This window comes from Flavivirga eckloniae (assembly GCF_002886045.1).
In the GTDB taxonomy this organism is placed as follows: Bacteria; Bacteroidota; Bacteroidia; order Flavobacteriales; family Flavobacteriaceae; genus Flavivirga; species Flavivirga eckloniae.
In genome coordinates, this window is sequence record NZ_CP025791.1 from 4,913,781 (window position 1) to 4,933,929 (window position 20,149).

25 protein-coding genes and 1 tRNA gene are annotated in these 20,149 nt (G+C 31.2%); 1 reads left to right on the forward strand and 25 read right to left on the reverse strand.

The window, feature by feature from the left end; genetic code table 11:
- Positions 1-49 precede the first annotated feature (49 nt).
- Positions 50-679: a Crp/Fnr family transcriptional regulator gene (locus C1H87_RS20195; RefSeq protein ID WP_102757548.1), complete on the reverse strand. Its 630-nt coding sequence runs from the start codon at positions 677-679 to the stop codon at positions 50-52.
- An 82-nt stretch (positions 680-761) separates the two neighbouring features.
- On the opposite strand from C1H87_RS20195, the gene C1H87_RS20200 reads away from it, so the two are divergent.
- Positions 762-835, forward strand: a tRNA-Arg gene (locus tag C1H87_RS20200).
- Between the two features lie 880 nt (positions 836-1,715).
- On the opposite strand, the gene C1H87_RS20205 is transcribed toward C1H87_RS20200, so the two are convergent.
- From C1H87_RS20205 to C1H87_RS20320, 24 genes are all read right to left on the reverse strand, one after another.
- A complete protein-coding gene (locus tag C1H87_RS20205) occupies positions 1,716-2,306 on the reverse strand; it encodes an outer membrane protein (RefSeq protein WP_102757549.1) in 591 nt (196 codons plus the stop codon).
- Positions 2,307-2,471: 165 nt separating this feature from the next.
- Positions 2,472-3,080: a hypothetical protein gene (locus C1H87_RS20210; RefSeq protein ID WP_102757550.1), complete on the reverse strand. Its 609-nt coding sequence runs from the start codon at positions 3,078-3,080 to the stop codon at positions 2,472-2,474.
- Between the two features lie 94 nt (positions 3,081-3,174).
- On the reverse strand, positions 3,175-3,606 hold the full coding sequence (locus C1H87_RS20215; RefSeq protein WP_102757551.1) for a hypothetical protein: 432 nt from the start codon (positions 3,604-3,606) through the stop codon (positions 3,175-3,177).
- A complete protein-coding gene (locus C1H87_RS20220; protein WP_102757552.1) occupies positions 3,603-4,406 on the reverse strand; it encodes a phospholipase D-like domain-containing protein in 804 nt (267 codons plus the stop codon). The genes C1H87_RS20215 and C1H87_RS20220 overlap by 4 nt, the downstream gene beginning before the upstream one ends.
- Positions 4,407-4,555: 149 nt before the next feature.
- Positions 4,556-5,512: a hypothetical protein gene (locus C1H87_RS20225; RefSeq protein ID WP_102757553.1), complete on the reverse strand. Its 957-nt coding sequence runs from the start codon at positions 5,510-5,512 to the stop codon at positions 4,556-4,558.
- Between the two features lie 63 nt (positions 5,513-5,575).
- Entirely contained in the window at positions 5,576-6,757 is a 1,182-nt protein-coding gene (locus tag C1H87_RS20230; RefSeq protein WP_102754320.1) for an integrase core domain-containing protein, read from the reverse strand.
- Positions 6,758-7,057: 300 nt separating this feature from the next.
- Entirely contained in the window at positions 7,058-8,269 is a 1,212-nt protein-coding gene (locus C1H87_RS20235; RefSeq protein WP_158655303.1) for a hypothetical protein, read from the reverse strand.
- A 148-nt stretch (positions 8,270-8,417) separates the two neighbouring features.
- A complete protein-coding gene (locus tag C1H87_RS20240; RefSeq protein ID WP_102757555.1) occupies positions 8,418-8,969 on the reverse strand; it encodes a hypothetical protein in 552 nt (183 codons plus the stop codon).
- 218 nt (positions 8,970-9,187) lie between these two features.
- Positions 9,188-9,646, reverse strand: a complete 459-nt coding sequence (locus C1H87_RS20245; protein WP_233783226.1) for a hypothetical protein — start codon at positions 9,644-9,646, stop codon at positions 9,188-9,190.
- Positions 9,647-9,821: 175 nt separating this feature from the next.
- On the reverse strand, positions 9,822-10,331 hold the full coding sequence (locus C1H87_RS20250; protein ID WP_102757556.1) for a hypothetical protein: 510 nt from the start codon (positions 10,329-10,331) through the stop codon (positions 9,822-9,824).
- Between the two features lie 251 nt (positions 10,332-10,582).
- Entirely contained in the window at positions 10,583-11,053 is a 471-nt protein-coding gene (locus C1H87_RS20255; RefSeq protein WP_102757557.1) for a DUF3291 domain-containing protein, read from the reverse strand.
- Positions 11,054-11,191: 138 nt separating this feature from the next.
- Entirely contained in the window at positions 11,192-11,605 is a 414-nt protein-coding gene (locus C1H87_RS20260; RefSeq protein ID WP_102757558.1) for a DUF6463 family protein, read from the reverse strand.
- Positions 11,606-11,675: 70 nt separating this feature from the next.
- The gene (locus tag C1H87_RS20265; RefSeq protein WP_102757559.1) at positions 11,676-12,008 is read right to left on the reverse strand and encodes a Crp/Fnr family transcriptional regulator; all 333 of its coding nucleotides are present in this window, start codon (positions 12,006-12,008) and stop codon (positions 11,676-11,678) included.
- A 163-nt stretch (positions 12,009-12,171) separates the two neighbouring features.
- Positions 12,172-12,675 carry a GNAT family N-acetyltransferase gene (locus tag C1H87_RS20270; protein ID WP_102757560.1) on the reverse strand — a complete coding sequence of 168 codons (504 nt, stop codon included), beginning with the start codon at positions 12,673-12,675 and terminating at the stop codon, positions 12,172-12,174.
- A 95-nt stretch (positions 12,676-12,770) separates the two neighbouring features.
- Positions 12,771-13,367, reverse strand: coding sequence for a pentapeptide repeat-containing protein (locus C1H87_RS20275; protein ID WP_102757561.1), 597 nt, complete (start codon positions 13,365-13,367; stop codon positions 12,771-12,773).
- Positions 13,368-13,514: 147 nt separating this feature from the next.
- Complete coding sequence (locus C1H87_RS20280; RefSeq protein WP_158655304.1) at positions 13,515-14,471, reverse strand: SMP-30/gluconolactonase/LRE family protein; 957 nt, start codon at positions 14,469-14,471, stop codon at positions 13,515-13,517.
- Between the two features lie 63 nt (positions 14,472-14,534).
- Positions 14,535-15,716: an integrase core domain-containing protein gene (locus tag C1H87_RS20285; protein WP_102755907.1), complete on the reverse strand. Its 1,182-nt coding sequence runs from the start codon at positions 15,714-15,716 to the stop codon at positions 14,535-14,537.
- A gap of 293 nt (positions 15,717-16,009) precedes the next feature.
- Complete coding sequence (locus tag C1H87_RS20290) at positions 16,010-16,588, reverse strand: NAD(P)H-dependent oxidoreductase (protein WP_102757563.1); 579 nt, start codon at positions 16,586-16,588, stop codon at positions 16,010-16,012.
- A gap of 59 nt (positions 16,589-16,647) precedes the next feature.
- On the reverse strand, positions 16,648-17,211 hold the full coding sequence (locus C1H87_RS20295; protein ID WP_102757564.1) for a Crp/Fnr family transcriptional regulator: 564 nt from the start codon (positions 17,209-17,211) through the stop codon (positions 16,648-16,650).
- A 125-nt stretch (positions 17,212-17,336) separates the two neighbouring features.
- Positions 17,337-17,744: a contact-dependent growth inhibition system immunity protein gene (locus C1H87_RS20300; protein ID WP_102757565.1), complete on the reverse strand. Its 408-nt coding sequence runs from the start codon at positions 17,742-17,744 to the stop codon at positions 17,337-17,339.
- Entirely contained in the window at positions 17,731-18,222 is a 492-nt protein-coding gene (locus tag C1H87_RS20305) for a hypothetical protein (RefSeq protein ID WP_102757566.1), read from the reverse strand. Before C1H87_RS20305 ends, C1H87_RS20300 begins: the two co-directional genes overlap by 14 nt.
- A gap of 150 nt (positions 18,223-18,372) precedes the next feature.
- Positions 18,373-18,744, reverse strand: coding sequence for a hypothetical protein (locus tag C1H87_RS20310; RefSeq protein WP_102757567.1), 372 nt, complete (start codon positions 18,742-18,744; stop codon positions 18,373-18,375).
- Positions 18,741-19,205, reverse strand: a complete 465-nt coding sequence (locus tag C1H87_RS20315) for a barstar family protein (RefSeq protein ID WP_102757568.1) — start codon at positions 19,203-19,205, stop codon at positions 18,741-18,743. The genes C1H87_RS20310 and C1H87_RS20315 overlap by 4 nt, the downstream gene beginning before the upstream one ends.
- Before the next feature lie 193 nt (positions 19,206-19,398).
- The gene (locus C1H87_RS20320) at positions 19,399-20,040 is read right to left on the reverse strand and encodes a DinB family protein (protein WP_102757569.1); all 642 of its coding nucleotides are present in this window, start codon (positions 20,038-20,040) and stop codon (positions 19,399-19,401) included.
- Between the last annotated feature and the right edge of the window lie 109 nt (positions 20,041-20,149).

Sequence of the window (20,149 nt, forward strand, 5' to 3'; positions counted from 1 at the left end):
ATATCCAAAACCTGCTAACTAAGGCAAGCCGATAATAATTGATTTTATATTATAAAACTTCAATCTTATTTCTGCTGAGTTTTATTTTCTTTTCGTTTTCAAATTGCTTTAAAAGTCGAGAAATAACAACACGCGAGGTATGTAAATCTTCAGCAATATCTTGATGCTTTACAATAATGGTATTAGACGTGTGAAGTTTAACCTTATTAATTAAATATTTGTAGAGGCGTTCATCCATTTTCATGAAAGCAAGATTATCTATGGCTTCCAACATTTCATCAAACCGTGTTTGATAGCTTTCCAATATAAAATTGCGCCAACTTTCATTATTATGAAACCATTTTTGCATTTTTTGAACAGGTACCATAATAAGGCTGGAATCTTTTTCAGCTACAGCTCTAATTTTACTTTTAAAAGTACCCATACAACAGGTAAGCGACATGGTACAGGTTTCTCCAGCTTCTAAGAAATAGATAAGTAATTCGTTACCTTCATTATCTTCTCGAAGTATTTTTATGTTCCCACTCAATAAAAGAGGTATATATTGTAGTGGTTGGTTGATATCTATAATAATATCATCTTTCGAAAATGTTTTTATAGAACCAACTTTTTCGATTTCATTTATTAAGGCATCATCGAAAATATGTCCGAACTTTTGATATAGTAACTCCTTTTCCATAGTCAAAAATAATGAATTACAAATTTGGAATAAAAATTTGGTGATGTTTTAATAAAAATACTATATTTGCACCCACAAAAAAGGCCTCGTGGCGCAACTGAATAGCGCACTTGATTACGGCTCAAGAGGTTACAGGTTTGAATCCTGTCGAGGTCACAAGAAAAAACCCTATCTGATTGAATGATAGGGTTTTGTTTTTTTTAAACTAATGTTTAGTCCATAATTTGATGAGTTTAAGAGATTTTCTGAGGATAATCTTTTTAGCCCTAGTAAGGAGAACTTTGATTTTAATCGTCAAATAAACGTAGGAAGTTTTGAGACCAATAGATAGCGAATTGAAAGTATAATAGTTCCTGCCCTGCAATTTTTTAAATACTGGAAAACAAAGTATAAAGGAGCTGAAATAGTAACATATCAAGAGAGGGAGTGGAGGTTTATACCTAATTTAGAAGGAAAAAATAGAATAATCTTCTAAGACAATGATGATTTTAATTTAATTAAGTCAAGAAAATTGAATTAAAGCAATCATATAGCATAGTAGGAAATAGATAAAAGCTATATGGATATATAAGTTACACTATATAATACTAAAGATTACTTCAGAGGTAACTTGGTGGCTCGTCGATGATTTGAAATTTTCAAAAAATCGGATTCAAAAGTTAAAAAACTAAAGTCACTCCCTTTAAATAAAATCACTTTTTCCTTTGGCAATCGACTGGCTATTGTTGTATATACCCTATAGCTTCGTGAGTATTAAAATTTTTTTAATATAATTTTTTCATTATTTTGATTATTCTAAAATTGGATTTTTCATGGAAGTCTTTCCCTTGGATTCTTTTCCGGTTTTATGGCAATATTTTTCCGGAAAATCTTCGTTTTTGTATCCATTCCAAACCTTCCATGACATGCATACAACGGTTACGTATAAGAATAGTTGCGGGTTTGCGTGCGAGGGTTTTCCGCAGGAAAATCAGTTAACGCCCTTTGATTAAGCACTATACCACAATTATTTTTATACATTGTTGTAGGTGGTTTTTTATATTTTCAATCCAATTCCAAATTTCAAAATATTAATATTCGTATTGTAACTTGTGTCGGGAACTCCATCCTCAACTCCAATTTTTATAAAGTCATATTGTGCTTGCAGGAATAATTTGTTAGTCAAATCATAGGATAGTCCAATATTAATATTAAAACCATTCTCATTATCGTCAATGTCAGCAGGCAAATCTGCATTTCTATTTTCCGCCCAATTTGCATTAAAGATTACTATTGAATATCCTAATCCAATTTGAGGGTGAAATTTTTCTAAATTCGGAATATTGAGTTCAGCAAAGATTCGAGGTTGTATCGGGAAAATTTTTACGTCAAAAAGTTGATTTAAGTCGGTAGCGCCAGATTTTGAATTTTGAAAAAAACCAAAGTTTATAGAAGCTCCTATATTCACTATTTCATTTTCCGAAAATATATATTTGGCTCCAAGGTCAACTAATCCATTGTAATTCTGTCCTAAAAAATTGTCGCCTATTGCAATCGGATAATTAGCCACAACACTAAATTTTGAATCTTGTGAAAATGATTTTATTGAAAAAACCAATAAAAATGTCAATACTAATTTTTGTTTCATAGTTCTTTAAATTACCTACAACGGTTACGTATAAGAATAGTGCGGTTTTGTGTCCGAGGATTTTCCGCAGGAAAATCAGAGTGACCAAATACGCACTAACGTTATGATTTAGGATTAAACTTAAGCATTATTTTTATACAATGTTGTAAGTAGTACTTTATGTTTTCATTCTTTAACATAAACAGATTTGTCAAAAAATAATCTTCTCTCATAACCTTTTCCATTTAATTTACCTCTTTCAACAATTAAACCCCGAATTCTCTTTTTCCCAGATGTAGAATATTCAATTCCAAATTCTGCAATGTGATTTAAAGGTAAACCTAAATCCAATAATTTGTCATTAGATATTCCGTCATTTTTAAGGCTATGAAACGTATCAAGTTTTATTTCAGATAGATTAGAAAAATCTTTTGCCAATTTATCCTCTTCTAAAGGAAGTACAACAAACATATCAGATTCCCATTTTATTGTAGGTTTGGTTAAAGTAAATTGTAATTTAGTTACTTCTCCTAGTTTTGTTGTATCCATAATATAGGTTTCGTAATAATTTCCTCCAACCGTATCATTATTCTTGTCTACTATCCAAATTTGATTAGTGTATTCTTTTCCATCAATTTTAATATATTCGACTATACTGTCCTTGATATTTTCATCCATAATTTGGAATTTCTTTATTCCAATTCTGTCTTTGGTTTCCGTTAAAGAATTTTCTTTATTATCTGATTTACACGACAAAATAGAAAGGAATAAAATCAGTAAAAAAGTTTCTCTCATTGGTTTTTCGGTATTACTTACAACGTTTCGTATAACAATCGTAGCCTGCCGATAGGTGGCTATGATTTGTTATACATTGTTACCCACTTTTTTATTATCGATAACAAATTAATTTTATTCTTTCTTCGTTAATGTCAAGAGCAAATTTACCTACACTTTCTATTAATTCTTTAATCTTTACCAAGCTTTGACTCTTTAAAGGTTCAGTCTTAATCACTTTTGGGAAAATCAGATACTCAATTTCTTTAAAAGTTAACCAACCTCCAAGAGAATTATGTCCCTCAAATCCATTTTGCCAATAATCAAACCCGTACGTAGTATCTTCTTCTAAATAAATCTCTCCAATTTGCTCATTCTGAACTTTTTTGAATTCGATTTTTTGAACTTCACTTGATTCCTCTACAAATTTGTCAATCAGGCGAACCCATTTAGAGTTTGACATTAGGTGTTCCGTAAAATTAGCTACTGATTTTTCAATTTCTCGGTCAATTTGCTGATCATATTTTTTTGCCTTCTTGGTTCTCATTTTGTTAACTTAATAAATTCTGAAACAAATTTGTCTGCTAACTCTCGACTTTGGTCAATTGAGATGGTCTCCTTATTCCATCTTGCCTTGTTTGTCCAATTATATGATCCGTGAATCACTGTTTTTAGATCAATTACGCAAAATTTATGATGCATTATATTTTCATAAATCCCTTTTTTAGGTACTCGTTTGGCATCAAAATGTTTTTCATAATTGAAGCCATATTTCTTATTAATATCATCGTCTAAGACGACAATTCGGACGTTTAACCCTTCCTTTTGTTTCAAGTAAAGCTCCTTTGCCAAAATCTTATCTGTAAACCACGCAACAGCTACCCAGATAGAAAACTTAGCGTTTCTAATTTGCTCAATTATTTGTGCTTGTATTTCTTCAAAATGTATTTCTACTTCTATTTCTTCTGGAAGGTCAGCTCCAATGATTTTGAACTTTCCATCCAATTCCTCTAATCGATATCCGTCTTGAATGATTAGTGGATTAATTTTTTCAACTGCAGTACTAATGTCTTTAGAATTGTCCTTCGCAAAATATCTAGGGTCAAAAACTATTTCTATTAACCTGATCATTTCTTTCGTTCCATTTATTTCATATAGCTTTTCTAAAACGTAAGCATTTCTGCTTAACGATTTAGGCATTCCACCATCCTGATACTTGTAGACATCTTTAAAGCCTACTTGATTGAAAAGTTTCAAAATATTTGGACCGCTAAGACTTGGCGTTAATCCATTATCTCCAGAGATAAACTCTTTGATACTTTCAATTGTCAGGTCTGCTAGTTTCATTTTTTAATTGTGGGTAACGGTTGGGCTATGGTGTCGTTGTGGAATTGTCCGCTAGGACCATTCCGGGAGAACCATGCGTTGGTTGAAAGATAGGGATTTTCGGATAAAAATTCCGCCACAATGAATTATAGGCGTTGTTAGCCATTGTTTTATTCCGCCTTGATTTTCATCATTTTATAAGATTCCAACTTTTTTAAGTCCAGAATCTTATTTGTGTTCCCATCAAAATTGCCCATTTGGGTGTTAATTACGAAGTAAATGTTTCCGTCGAAGATGTCAAAAGTGGTTGGAGTTTTAAAACTATTCGTGAACTCAACAATTTTTTCACTTCTCAGAATTTCGGTTCGAGCTTTGTTAAGGTCAAATCTAAACAATCCATTTTTTGATTTATCTCTCCAGCCATTCACGATTCCATATAGATTATTTTTGTAAAATTTTAAACCATCTATACCTGAATAATTTTCTTTAGGTTCATTTATTATTTTTTTCGATTTTCTGTTGACAACACAAATTCCGTTGCCTGATGCTAAATACAAATATTCATCATTATTGGAGATAGTAATTCCGTTTGAGTTGGGAATCTTTTCAGAATCCAAATAGACTTCCATGGTTTTACTTGGCCTTTGAATTTTATAGATTTTATTGCTTTCTGAATCGGTTATGAAAATTTCATTATTTAAACTAACGGCTAAATCATTTAAATAGTGAAAACTCGAGTCCTCAATTGAGTAGGAGTCGATAAGACTCCCTGAGGAAAGCTGCAGAAGTAAAAGTATTGATTCATTTTTATCTGCTGTAAGACTATTGCCAAGAGCATATAAAGTGTCTCCTTTTATTGTCATTCCAAAACCAGCTAAATAGTTATATTTGTTAGTCTCTAGAAAAGTTTTATGATTATTACCGTCGAGCGAACTGCTTACAATTTTATTGCTTTTTAGACTGTTTAGATATATTTTTTTTGAATTGCCGTCGATGGCGATACCTTCTGGTATTAAATCTTTTTCAAAATTCAGTTTAGTCAATTCCAATTTTTCACTTATACAAGAAATGAGTCCCAATAAAGTCAAGGATATAAAAATTGACTTAGTATTTAGGATTTTTTTCATTTTAGAAATATGTATGTAAATGTTCGTTAAGAGACATGGTTTACACAAGTTAAAGATTAGACTTTACACTAAATTAGTTTCTAACCTTATGTTAGTTTTTTTATTTCTTAATTCATTTTCATTAAAGAAACCTAAAAATACGTTTCTGTAAAACACTTTCCAAATACCGTTACCAAGATTTTGGATTCCTACATATTTACCTTTTAGAGCACTTGTTAAATATACCCAATAATAGGACCTCCATCTGATAGCTCCGTTTTGAGTTACTTTAAGAACTTTATGGTCTAAATCATAATCAAAGAGAGGTGTTTTTTCGGGAAAAGGTCTGGTCTCAAAATTATGGACAGAAGCGGGTGTTTTCATGCCTAAAGCCTCATGGGGTCTTATGTGATTATATTCCTTTACAAAATGGTTTAATCTGCGTTGTTGGGCTTTTAGATCATAAGCAGAAGGTCTGGCACATGCCGCCTTTAAGTCACGGTGCATGCGTTCGTGCCTTCCGTTTTGCTCAGGGTGGGCAGGGTCAGAAAACACAGGGGTAATCCCAAGTTCAATAAACCAATAAGAGAGTTGGGTATAGCGTTGGATGGCTCTTACAGAACCAAAGGGGCTACCGTTATCTGTATGGATTTGTTTAGGCATACCATACTTTCTAAAGACCTTTGTAAACTCAGTTTTAGCAGACTTTAAGTTTTCCTTATAATGCCCTTTAGCCGTAAACAAAAAACGACTTTTGGAATCTGCAATGGTTAGCGGGTGACAATAGATCTTATTGCCCATTAAAAACTTTCCTTTATAATCTGCACTCCATACTTCATTACATGATTTGGGGTCGAAAATAGGGAACACAGGTTTGACCCTTCTCATTCGTTTTTGAGGACAGACCAGACCATTTTTCTTGAGTATGTTGTGGACAGTAACCACAGAAGGAACTATTTCTTTATTGAAATCGTTAAACAAAAGTATTCTGATTTTTTTAGCTCCCCAACGTGGATATTTAGCCTTTAATTTAATAATAGCTTTAACAATATTCTCACCCGTAGCGTTAGGATGTTCTCTGGGTGCTCTTGACTGCTCTTTTAGACCGTCATAACCTTGATTTTCGAATCTGGAAATCAGCTTGTAGGCTGTTGGTCTTGAGATTCCAAAGTTTTTGCATAATTCTGTGATGGTATATTTCCCAGTTCTCCATTCACAGATAAATTCAATTTTTTGTTCCATAGTTGTAGTTGCTTTCCAAGGCATGATAATTTGATTTTTATCTCAAATTACAACCTAAAAAAGTGTAAACTATGTCCCTTTAACTTTGTAAACTATGTGCCTTTACCATACCTAAATAATGGCTAACGTTTAGTGTATGAAAAGTAGGGCAGTTGATAAGGTGTTTACTTTCGGTTTTACACTTAGCCATATTTTTCATTTTATTTTTATTTTTTCTAAAATACAAATTAAAAATATGGCGGACTTTGCAAATAAGCACAACAAGCCTTTGTTTTAGTACTTTTTGCTCTATTTTTTATATACATTGTTACCTGCTGGCTTTTTTTAGAGTAGTACTCGAAAACTAAAGTACAAATCTTTATATCTCATAAAATCCTCATATGCTATTCCGAAAGAAATTCTATTCACAGGAAATCGATTATTAAAATTAATTGATTTGAAAATTTCGGCTTTGTAATTAATTCGAGTGTCAAATATTGAAGCCGAAACAGTCGTACTTATATTAGTTTTTGAAAACCATTTAGAAGCGTAAAAATGACTTCCAAATTTATCATAATTTCTGCTTAAATAGTCTAATCCAATTCCTATACCTAAGTTTTTTTTGAGATTTAAACCGTATTTGATTTGATGATTTTCAAATTTATTTTTTGTGTCATTAATATTAAGAATTCTATTCTGATAATAATATGCTATAAAATCTGAAAAATTTGAATTTTTGTGAAATATATTCCATTTGGCTATTTGTAAATTCAGATGATGAAATCCATCATTGTCAAAGTTATACTGTAAAGAAGTACTTCCGTTTATTTTTGTTTTTCCAATATAAGTTGCAGAATAAGACGAGTAAAATCCTAAAGGTAATTTTGTAGCTCCACTATAGCCTAATTCCAAAGAATTTGACACATAACACATATTTACCATTCCTCCAGAATTGTAACAACCTTTCTTAGGTAATGTATTTTTAAAAGAAGTATAAACCTCTCGTAGTTTTAATGTGTCAGATAGCTTTTTAACTAAATCTAAAACAATTATTGCTTCTGGAATTGAGTCTTGTGTAGATGGTGTCCAATAGTTTTTTAGCCAGTAGTTTTTCTTATCGGAATGTTCTATGATATAAGTTATTCCGTCCATTCCTTGATTCCAGTTTTCGATATCCTTATCTGATGGTAATTCTAAAATTTTAGAGTTTTGGACAATATTATAGATGTCTTCTGATTGTTTTGATGATAAAAGTATTTTATTTGTTAAGGTTTCGGCTTGACTTCTATTAGCCTTTTTAGTATGATAAATATAATTGACAATTGAACCATTTATTTTAGAGCTGTCTTTTGAAATTTCAATTACTTGTCCGTGATTCCAAAATCTAAAATTGAATTCGCCTTCTGATTTTTCAAAATCTTTTAAGTCCAAAGTTTTTTGAAATTCAATATTTCTTTTATACCAATATGTGGTGTCTCCTTTTATTTCTTTCGTTTGAGAAAACATAGTCTGAAACAACAATAAAAGCGGAATTATGATTATGTAAAGTTTCTTCATTCGCTTACAGGTAACGGTTTGTGTAAAGATAGTTGCGTGATTAAGTAACTAACTTTACAAAAATAGAACAAACCAGGGGAAAATCCTGCGGATTTTCCGAATAGGCAAGAACCAAGCAATTATTTTACACTTTGTTGTGCATAGGTTTTTATTCCACTTTATTTAATTCAATTTCATTAGGGTTTTCTGGAAATCCGATAAGTTTGTTATTGTAAAAGAACATTTCATAAGTTTCTCCGTTTTCCCAGCCGATTAATAAAATACTATCTCCCTTTTTTTCATTCATACCCATTTCTATTATTTTCAGAGAATCAGTTGGATTTGGGTTTAATTCATAAATTCCATAAGTATTTGGATTTTCGGAAATATCTAATCTCAAATTTCTGTTCTCAATTTTAAAATGATAGTTCGTCTGTGAGTAAGGATGATTTTCCATCCAGTTATTCCAGAAAAATGAAAAAATCCAATAGCAAACTATTGAGTTTACAAAGAATAAAATCGAAAGCCTTTTTTTGAAAAAGAAAACAATAATTCCAATCAGAACGTTTAACCCGATTATACGAGGTCTGTAGGATTTCAGTCCGATTGACATAAATGGGTCAGGTTTAATTGTACTAACCCAATATTTCATTAGGAAAATATCAATTAATAAAATCAGAATTCCAATTCCGATTAATAATTTTGTTTCAGATTTCGCCATTCTCAACTTACGCACAACGGACTTGTGTATGGAACGTAGCGTGTAAAAAGACACTACCTTTTAGGGTTAACACAGAGCCGAATTTTTATATTTTGTTTTTAACTTTTCTCTTTTTAAAAGCCAAATTTAAAAATTTGGCGGTCTTTGTAAATAAGCACAGACCTTTCGATTTAGCACTTATTAGCTATGTTTTATACACCGTGTTGTGCGTTCGTTTTTTATTCAACCATTAATTTAACTCTAACTTGACCTTCGTCTAAAAAGTCACGATTAAAAATCCTTTTTCCAATTATTTCTTTAGACTTTTTTATATCATCTAAATCTCCACCTAATTCAAGTTTGAATTCATTAGATTCACTATTATTTTCCGATTCTAAAAAGTCAGAAACGTGCAAATAGTATTTATCCAAAACATCTTCTAAGGGATATTGATTATTGTTCTCATCAGATTCTAATTCGTAAGAAATAGTCATTCTATATTTTGCGTCATCTTCATCCGTCAAGTCTTTATAAATTCCGTTTTCAACTACTTCGTATAGGTTAGTGTTTTCATATTTCTGACACTTTTCCAATGAGATATTTTTCATAATATTATATTCCATTCGAAGTTTTTGATTAGAAGAAGAGTCTGATGATTTTTCTTTTTGACCTCCAAATAATTTATCAAAGATTCCCATTCAATTTAATTTTAGTTCGGTTTTCTTATATGACGCATAACGGTTTTGTATAAGATTAGTTGCGTGGTTTAGCAATGAATTTAGCAAATACAAACTGAATTGAAAATCCGCGAGGATTTTCGTAAGTAAGCTAGAAATAGCAATTAATTTTATACGTTGTTGTAACCAGTTTTATTCATTTTTTTCTTTCCTTTTTCTTTATCATTTTTCCTTTCCAACTCTTACCATTTCTTGATGCGGTGTAAAATATTTTATTTTCTAATACGTCGTTAATTTTAACATTCAAAACATCTCCAACACTTTCAATATTTCTATAATTATTTGTGTGCTTCTGATATCCCATTTTTTTTGGTTTTGGAATATAATCATAACCGGCATTTCTTGCTCTATCCCAGATAATTGTTCCTCTATGATATCCATTTACTTTTCTTTTGTTACGTTTCGGACGTATAATTTTTGTTACAATAGTATTATATTCACACTCATTTACCCAAACTAGATTCTTTTTTATAATATAATTTCCTTTATATTCAGTTAGAGTATTACCATTAATGACAATCATGCTTCCTTTTTTCCCATAAGAGAATGTTCCTTCACGCAAAATCAAACACTTGCTATCTTTAACTTGAGAAAATCCGTTTAAAATTGCGGATAAAAATGTAATTAGTAGTAATGTTTTCTTCATTTTATTAAGTTTATATTATATGAAGAATTATCTTCAAAAATCGTTCCGATTTTCAAATTGGTTACTACGTTCCGGCTATGATTAGTGCGGCGAGGAAATTCAGAGAATTTCAAGCCTAGCGCAAGTAAAAGCTTTTAGCGTTTTTTAGTTTAAGTTTAAAAATAAGAAAAAAGCTTTTGCGACAATGCAAATCAGCTAACATTTCGGCTCGTACCTAAGACCGCATTAATTATAGGCATTGTTAGCAAATGTTATTTTTTATATCGCTCACCAAATTCATCATATATTTCTGACATATTGAAAGCGATTGGACTTGATCCATTTTTATTAAGTAAATCCAACTTTTCTTTGGCCTCAAATATAGTTGGAATATGATCTTTATTTATATACCACATTACCGCTTTATGTCCTTCTATTTCATTTGACCATTTTTTTCTGCTTTTAAGAAAATAACTATGAACAGTTTTATAAGTATATTCACTTAAGGATTCATAATTTTTCCAAACAGACATATTCACAAAAATCAATTTATCTTCATAAGGTGTCTCTAAATCTGTTGCACTTGTACCACTTTCATCTTTAAGTCTCCAAATAAATCCATCACTTTCTTCAGCTAATAAGTTAACTGGCGCAAGAAAATCTTTAAATTCTTTTATAATTGGAGAGTCTAATTCGTCTTTTAATCTGATGATATTATATTGAGCAAGATGTTTATTTTTCATTATTCTTTGTATAGACTATTGTGAATTTAATATTTGCTAACGTTTAGTATATGAAAAGTAGGTGATTTCGAAGCACCACTTTGGATTAAAAAAGAACTTTAGCACGAGCCAGAAGCCCTGTTTTTATTACTATTTTGCCTATTTTTCATATACATTGTTGTGTGTTCGTTTTTGAATTGTCATATAAATTGCGTGAGGTAACATAATAAATGTCATTCCAGAAAATGGTATCATATATACTCCAATCAAGACCACAATTAAATATGACCAAATAAATTTACTTGATATATTTTGAGTAGTTTTTTCAATGTAGTCAATTAAAAAACCAATTGGGATTAATAATAGTCCAAAATAAACAAACCAAAATGCGGCAAAATTTTCATAATTCATTTGCCCATTTAGTAAAGGGAATTCAAAAAGTCCTTCACTAATTTTGAAAAATAGTTTATTTGCAAATTCTAGAAACTGTTTGCCAAATGCAAATGGGGAAATGCCTAATAAAAAATGAACAATTCCTGTATATAACAATATTTTTCCGTTAGTTATGTTCATCTTTTTCTTTATTTGATACAAAATTAATTGTTTTCAAATAAATTATTTTTGACCTACATCAAATTATTCTTTATTCTTTATTCTTTTCGGTTACAAGAATAACGCAATCTTCCATAGTTTCAATATAATGAAGACTTGGCTCGTCTGTTAGAAAGCTAGTACTTGAAGTGATAAATTCATTTTTAAAAGCAAACCAATCTATAATTTTCTTGTCATCATTGATGTAATACGCTTTTAAAGACCCTTTTATTACATAAAATAATTTATGTCTTTGTTGCTCTTCTTTTACAATCTGTTCACCTTTTTTGTATTCAATTATTTTACTGTTAGTTTCCCAACTTGAAATTGTTTCTTTTTCAAGGTTACTATAATTAAAAGCTATTTTATCAATTATTTCATTCAATTCGTGATTCTTTTTTCAATGACATACAACGTGTTCGTGTATGGTTAGTTGTGTTGGCTAGGTCTAAATTAATAAAAGAAAACGAACCAGAGGGAAATCCGTAGGATTTTCCGAGTAGGCGAGAACCCAACAATTAATTATACACGGTGTTGGCAAATCGTTTTTATTTCGAAATCAATATTTTTTCCATTTTATAATCCTCAACAGAATGTCCATTCGGGAATGAGTTTATAATCGATTCCACTATTTTAAATCCGTTTTTTATATAAATGTCAATTGTATTCTGATTTTGTTGGTTTACAATTAGTTCAATTTTCTCAATTCCGTTATCCGTTGCAAATCCGTTAACATATTCCAACGCTGTCTTTCCGATTTTCAGTCCACGAAATGATTCCAAAATATAGAGTTTGCTCAAAATCAATATTTTATTCAGTTTTTGAATTCCTAAATATCCAACATTTTTTGTATCAAAATTTAAGAGAAAATAGCTGAAATCTTCATTCTTAATTTGCTTTCCGATTGCACTTTCGGATTGAAATTCTGTTAAGAAATAATCTGTATGTTCAGATGGAATTATTGGGTCATAAACTTCGTGTAAAATTTCAATCGCCAATTTTTCTATGATTTTAAATTCGGTCGAATTATCAGCTTTTTTAACCTCAATCATCGTTTTTCTCAAATGTTTGCCAACGTGTCGGCTAAAAAGCGTTGCTTTCCCTTTTGGGAAGCTATGATTTTTTAGCTTTTGTTAGCGAATGTTATTCATTTTTTATATACAAAATCACTTTCATGGTCATCCGAATTTTCATAACCTTTAGGAAAAGTTAAACCTGTGAATTCTCCATTACCTAAAAATCTAACATCTCTCCAAGAGCAATCTGAAAAATCAGTATTACCTAGCATATGAGAACGAAAATTCAAATAGTGCCATTCACAATTTTTTAGATCTAACCATTTAAAATAACTGCAATAACAATCTAAATTCTTGAACAAAGTGTTAACAAAATTGGAATTGGTCAAATATGTAAAGGTAAAATTACATCGCTCGAATTTGCAATCTACCATTTTCACTTTGTCAAATATAGATCTAACAAGTATACAATCACTAAATTCAACATTTTGAAATTCAGATCCACTAAAATCAAACCCAGAAAGGTTCAGAAAATTCAATTTTAAATTTCTAAATTTCAAATTCTTGAGCTCGACTTCTTCAGAATAAATTTCACCATTGTAAATCCAAGTGTCATCTTTTTCAATTGTTAACATTGAAATTATTTTATCAAAATCCGATCTTTGTAGATCTTCATTTAGATCTAATTTTTCTTGAAGCTTGCTGTATGTCAGAATGTCTTGTTCCATTTGAATATTCGCTAACAGTTAGGCTATGGTATCGTTGTGGAATTGTCCGCAAGGACCATTCCGGGAGAACTAAGCGTTGGTTGAAAGATAGGGATTTTCGGATAAAAATTCCGCCACAATGAATTATAGGCGTTGTTAGCCATTGTTTTATTCCGCCTTGATTTTCATCATTTTATAAGATTCCAACTTTTTTAAGTCCAGAATCTTATTTGTGTTCCCATCAAAATTACCCATTTGGGTGTTAATTACGAAGTAAATGTTTCCGTCGAAGATGTCAAAAGTGGTTGGAGTTTTAAAACTATTCGTGAACTCAACAATTTTTTCACTTCTCAGAATTTCGGTTCGAGCTTTGTTAAGGTCAAATCTAAACAATCCATTTTTTGATTTATCTCTCCAGCCATTCACGATTCCATATAGATTATTTTTGTAAAATTTTAAACCATCTATACCTGAATAATTTTCTTTGGGTTCATTTATTATTTTTTTCGATTTTCTGTTGACAACACAAATTCCGTTGCCTGATGCTAAATACAAATATTCATCATTATTGGAGATAGTAATTCCGTTTGAGTTGGGAATCTTTTCAGAATCCAAATAGACTTCCATGGTTTTACTTGGCCTTTGAATTTTATAGATTTTATTGCTTTCTGAATCGGTTATGAAAATTTCATTATTTGAACTAACGGCTAAATCATTTAAATAGTGAAAACTCGAGTCCTCAATTGAGTAGGAGTCGATAAGACTCCCTGAGGAAAGCTGCAGAAGTAAAAGTATTGATTCATTTTTATCTGCTGTAAGACTATTGCCAAGAGCATATAAAGTGTCTCCTTTTATTGTCATTCCAAAACCAGCTAAATAGTTATATTTGTTAGTCTCTAGAAAAGTTTTATGATTATTACCGTCGAGCGAACTGCTTACAATTTTATTGCTTTTTAGACTGTTTAGATACATTTTTTTTGAATTGCCGTCGATGGCGATACCTTCTGGTATTAAATCTTTTTCAAAATTCAGTTTAGTCAATTCCAATTTTTCACTTATACAAGAAATGAGTCCCAATAAAGTCAAGGATATAAAAATTGACTTAGTATTTAGGATTTTTTTCATTTTAGAAATATGTATGTTAATGTTCGTTAAGAGACATGGTTTACACAAGTTAAAGATTAGACTTTACACTAAATTAGTTTCTAACCTTATGTTAGTTTTTTTATTTCTTAATTCATTTTCATTAAAGAAACCTAAAAATACGTTTCTGTAAAACACTTTCCAAATACCGTTACCAAGATTTTGGATTCCTACATATTTACCTTTTAGAGCACTTGTTAAATATACCCAATAATAGGACCTCCATCTGATAGCTCCGTTTTGAGTTACTTTAAGAACTTTATGGTCTAAATCATAATCAAAGAGAGGTGTTTTTTCGGGAAAAGGTCTGGTCTCAAAATTATGGACAGAAGCGGGTGTTTTCATGCCTAAAGCCTCATGGGGTCTTATGTGATTATATTCCTTTACAAAATGGTTTAATCTGCGTTGTTGGGCTTTTAGATCATAAGCAGAAGGTCTGGCACATGCCGCCTTTAAGTCACGGTGCATGCGTTCGTGCCTTCCGTTTTGCTCAGGGTGGGCAGGGTCAGAAAACACAGGGGTAATCCCAAGTTCAATAAACCAATAAGAGAGTTGGGTATAGCGTTGGATGGCTCTTACAGAACCAAAGGGGCTACCGTTATCTGTATGGATTTGTTTAGGCATACCATACTTTCTAAAGACCTTTGTAAACTCAGTTTTAGCAGACTTTAAGTTTTCCTTATAATGCCCTTTAGCCGTAAACAAAAAACGACTTTTGGAATCTGCAATGGTTAGCGGGTGACAATAGATCTTATTGCCCATTAAAAACTTTCCTTTATAATCTGCACTCCATACTTCATTACATGATTTGGGGTCGAAAATAGGGAACACAGGTTTGACCCTTCTCATTCGTTTTTGAGGACAGACCAGACCATTTTTCTTGAGTATGTTGTGGACAGTAACCACAGAAGGAACTATTTCTTTATTGAAATCGTTAAACAAAAGTATTCTGATTTTTTTAGCTCCCCAACGTGGATATTTAGCCTTTAATTTAATAATAGCTTTAACAATATTCTCACCCGTAGCGTTAGGATGTTCCCTGGGTGCTCTTGACTGCTCTTTTAGACCGTCATAACCTTGATTTTCGAATCTGGAAATCAGCTTGTAGGCTGTTGGTCTTGAGATTTCAAAGTTTTTGCATAATTCTGTGATGGTATATTTCCCAGTTCTCCATTCACAGATAAATTCAATTTTTTGTTCCATAGTTGTAGTTGCTTTCCAAGGCATGATAATTTGATTTTTATCTCAAATTACAACCTAAAAAAGTGTAAACTATGTCCCTTTAACTTTGTAAACTATGTGCCTTTACCATACCTAAATAATGGCTAACGTTCAGTATAAGAAACGTAGGGCAGTTGATAAGCGATACGTTTCGGGTTGGTACTAAGCCAAATATAATATTTTGCTTTTATCTTTTTTGTTTAAAATGCCAAATTTTATATTTGGTGACTTTATAAAAGAGTACAGGCCTTTGGGTAAGCCTAAACTGCCCTATGTTCTTTATACCTTGTTGTCAGTAGTTATTTTAGATTTTCACCCAGTAATGCTATTTTTTTTATCCAATTTTTTCTAAACTCAATAGTTGAGTCCTTAATAGGTGAGATGTATGTAACTTTAACAGGTCTAATTCCGCAAAACTCTAATGTCCCTTTTTTGAACTGATTGATAGTTGGGCTTTTCATAAATAAGTAATCATACCACTTAGGTGTATCAGCGGTTATAATTATTCTTGCTGTTTTTCCTTTTAAGAGTTTTTCAGGTATTGCTTTTCTAGGAATAGGTTGAAATGTTATTCCAGGAAGAAACACTCTATCAATAAAACCTTTCATCAATGCTGGATATCCATACCACCACATCGGAAAAAACCATACAATATGGTCAGCCTTTTTTATTTTTTCTATTGCATCAATTAAATCAGGTTCTAATTCGGTTCTTTTTCTATATCCAAATCTTAGATTAGGATTAAAATCTAATTCTGAAATATTAATTTGAGTTAATATTACATTGGTCTTATTTGCTCCTTTCTTATAAGTATCAGATAAAGCATAATTAAAACTTTCTTTATCAGGATGTCCGTTTACTATTAATACATTTTTCATTTTGTTCTATGTTTGTCACAAAGAACTAAACAATCAAATTTTTATAAAAGGACATATGTCTAATTCGAAATCAACTTTCTTATTCGGCTCAAGTGTCTTTGGGTAATACCTAAATACGAAGAAAGGAAGTTAAGAGGGATTAGCTGTAAAAGTTTTGGTTGGTTATTCAATAAATCGCGATAACGTTGTTCAGCGGTTTCTCTTTGTAACAAAAAAATTCTTTTTTCCATTTTGATATATTCTTGTTCAGCGATAAACTTAAAAAGCCTTAACCAATTAGCACTTGATTTTTCTAATTTCAGAATCTCATCTTTTGAGATGGTTAATAGCTCAATATTAGTCAAAGCTTGGATGTTTTCAGCAGTTTTTTCTTGTGATAAAAAAGAAGAATAGGCACTAACGAAAGAATTAGAAAAAATAAAGCAGTACGTTACTTCTTCCGATGATGATGAATGATAAAATGACCTAAATAATCCAGAAATCACAAAACCAACTTCCTTAGATACTTGACCTTCTTTGATAAAAAAATCACCTTTATTTATTTTTTTAAGAACTACTTTTTTCTCAAATGTATCAATTTCTTCATCAGTTAATATATTAAATGCTTTTAAATAGTCTCTCATTTTTTTAATTACTGCCAACGGTCTCGGCTATGAGTAGTTGCGTGGTTTAGCGGTTAACTTTGCAAGTACACACCAAACTGAAAATCCGTGAGGATTTTCAGAAGTATGCCAGAACAAGCAATTACTTATAGCCATTGTTGTGCACTGGCTTTTATTTTTTCATTTATTCGGTCAAATTTCTTTTCTCCGAGTTCAGTTTTTATTAGTTCAGAATTCCGTTCCACCAAGTTTTTAAATGTCTGAAATTCAGTTTCTTTTTTATTCCAAAATTCAGTCGGTAAACCCGAAATCGCTACAAGTAAATCGCCTTCGTAAAAGTCGCCTTCAGTCAATATATTCCGTTCGAGTTTCTCGAGTGCAATTCCAATTATGTGTTTAGTTCCGATATGTTGAGAAATCAAAAGTCTTAATTGTTCGTTGGTCAATTCTCCAATATTTATTTTCCGATAACGATGGCATTTTTCGACTAAACTTGTCGGAAACTCGGAAGGTTCATTCCAATAATCGTTTTCTAATTGTTCAATTGATTTCAAATGGCCCAAAATTTACTTGACATTCGTTTCTATTTTCTGCTAGTTCTAAATAAACTCCAAATTGGTAGTCAAGTTGACTTATGTATTCGTTGATTTTTATTAAGTCAAATTCCTTTTTTGAGTTTTTCCACTGCATCTTCATTTCTATTTCTAACAGATTGTCTGTTGTATTTCTTTTATGAACTATTACATCAGGATATACTGCACTAGCTTTTTTTCCATATTTCTCAAAATCCAGTCTTTTTCCAATTTCATTGCCGATTATGTCTTCTCCATAATTATTTAGCATTCTGTTATATTCAACATCTACAACGTAATCTTGGTTTGCAAAATGCTTTTCTAAATACAGAGCAAATCTGTGAGTAATAGACCTTTCGTGTAAATTGTAAGTTTCGAAAATAATTTCAGAATCCTTTTCATACAATTCGTCAATTGTAAGTCTAATTTTTTCTTCTATTTGTTCTCTTGAGTAGCTCATTTTTAGCTTGTGCACAACGTGTTCGTGTATGGTTTGTTGCGGGAAAAGACGTAAGTATTTTTCCGCTAGACCTAAAGGTAATTAATAAGATTGAATTTCCGAGAGGAAATTCAGCAGCAATGAATTATACATGTTATTGTAAGTAGTTTTTTACTCAGTTTGTAGTGTATTTGTTATTTCCTTTTCGTAAAATTTTCCTCTATCGTCTGTCGCAATAACTTTTGGTCTTTTTCCATTTTCCCAAATTAGTTCAAATGATTTTAGAGAGTCAAATTCCACGTTTTGTGATTTGAAATGCTCATTTATGTTATTATGCCAATAGCCAATTGATTTAGTAATTCGGTCAGAAATCATTGTCTTTGGTTGGAACTCTTTAGTTTTCCAATCAATTTTTATGTCATGATTCTTTCCATTTATTTTATTCAATTCATCAATTACGAAATCAGAATCAACATAATTTTCATAGCTTAAAAAACTATGTCCAAAATTGTGAATCGCTGAAGGAATATTTTTGTATTTCATACCTCTAATTTTTCCACTATCAAATCAACAAATTCAGCTTTTCTCAATAAATCAATAATAAAATCAAAATCATCTTTACCGAATATTTTTACTAGTTTTTCAGTTCCGATTATTTCTATAACGCAATCTCCTGGAAAACCTGGTCCTTCAGCTGTTATTGCATCATTAAAAGCGTCAAGATTCTTTCCGAAATGTTTTCCCGATTCATAATCGATTTCCGCGACATATTTATTCCAAAAATCTTGTTTAGAATCACAAAACTCTCCGTTTATAAATATTTTTCTTTGACGCATAACTTTTCCATTTTCGTCCTCAGTTATGCTGATAAAAGTATCTTTTCCATAAGCGAATTTGTCAAATACTTTGGAATAGCCAAGATTCAACCATCTTTTATAAATCAATTTCCCATTGAAATATAAATAGAGTTCATTATCATCCTTTATTTCCTTTCGTATTATCACAGTTTGTTTAAATTACTTACAACGGTCTCGTATAACCGTCAGTTACGGGTTAAATTAGCCATTATTTTCGGTTTGATACAGACCTTAGCAATTCCGAGTGGATTCGGACGTAGTCGAATCCGCCGTAATTGCGGTTATACATTGTTGCCATTTCGTTGTTTTTTTCAGCCATTAATTCATTTCGAATATTGATTTATTGATACAAAACATATCTTGGTGGTTTTAGTCCATTCAGTCGCAAATAAACAAGCATTTGTCCTCTGTGGTGAGTTATGTGGTCGGTAAGCAACAACAAAATCTGTCTTTTTGTTCTGTCCGCTCCAAAATAGTCCAATCTTTCTTTAAGTCTATTTGGGTCAAAATTTCCGATGAACTCTATTGTTTTGTCAAAAGTCTCATTGATTTTAGCAATCATTTCTTTTTTCGATTTGTTGTCAACTTTGAGCTCCGTGTCGGTATTCCAATCTCTCGCTTCACGTCCGCCCATTAATGATTGACTGTGCCAATCCATTGCCCAACCAATATGCATTAAATTTTCCGCAAAACTCATTGATTCAGGCGTTGCTTTAAATTCATACTTATCTTCTGGCATTGTTTTCGCTACAAGAATTAAATATTCTTTCGATTTTTCTAATCGTTCCAAATATTCTTTGATGAAGTCATTTTCTTGTGCAACAATCGGCTGTGTAAATGAGGACAAAAGCATTACCGAAGTCAGAATTAATAGATATTTTATGTTTTTTATTTGATTCAATTTATTATTTACGTTGGTTTGGTCACAATGAATGGCAACGTCTCGTATAAGAAATGTAGGGTAGGTGATAAGCACTTTCATTTCGATTTATTACTTAGCTAAATATAAATATTTTGCTTTTATCTTTTCTATTATAAACGCCAAATTTTATATTTAGCGGACTTTATTATGATTCACAGGCTTTTCGGCT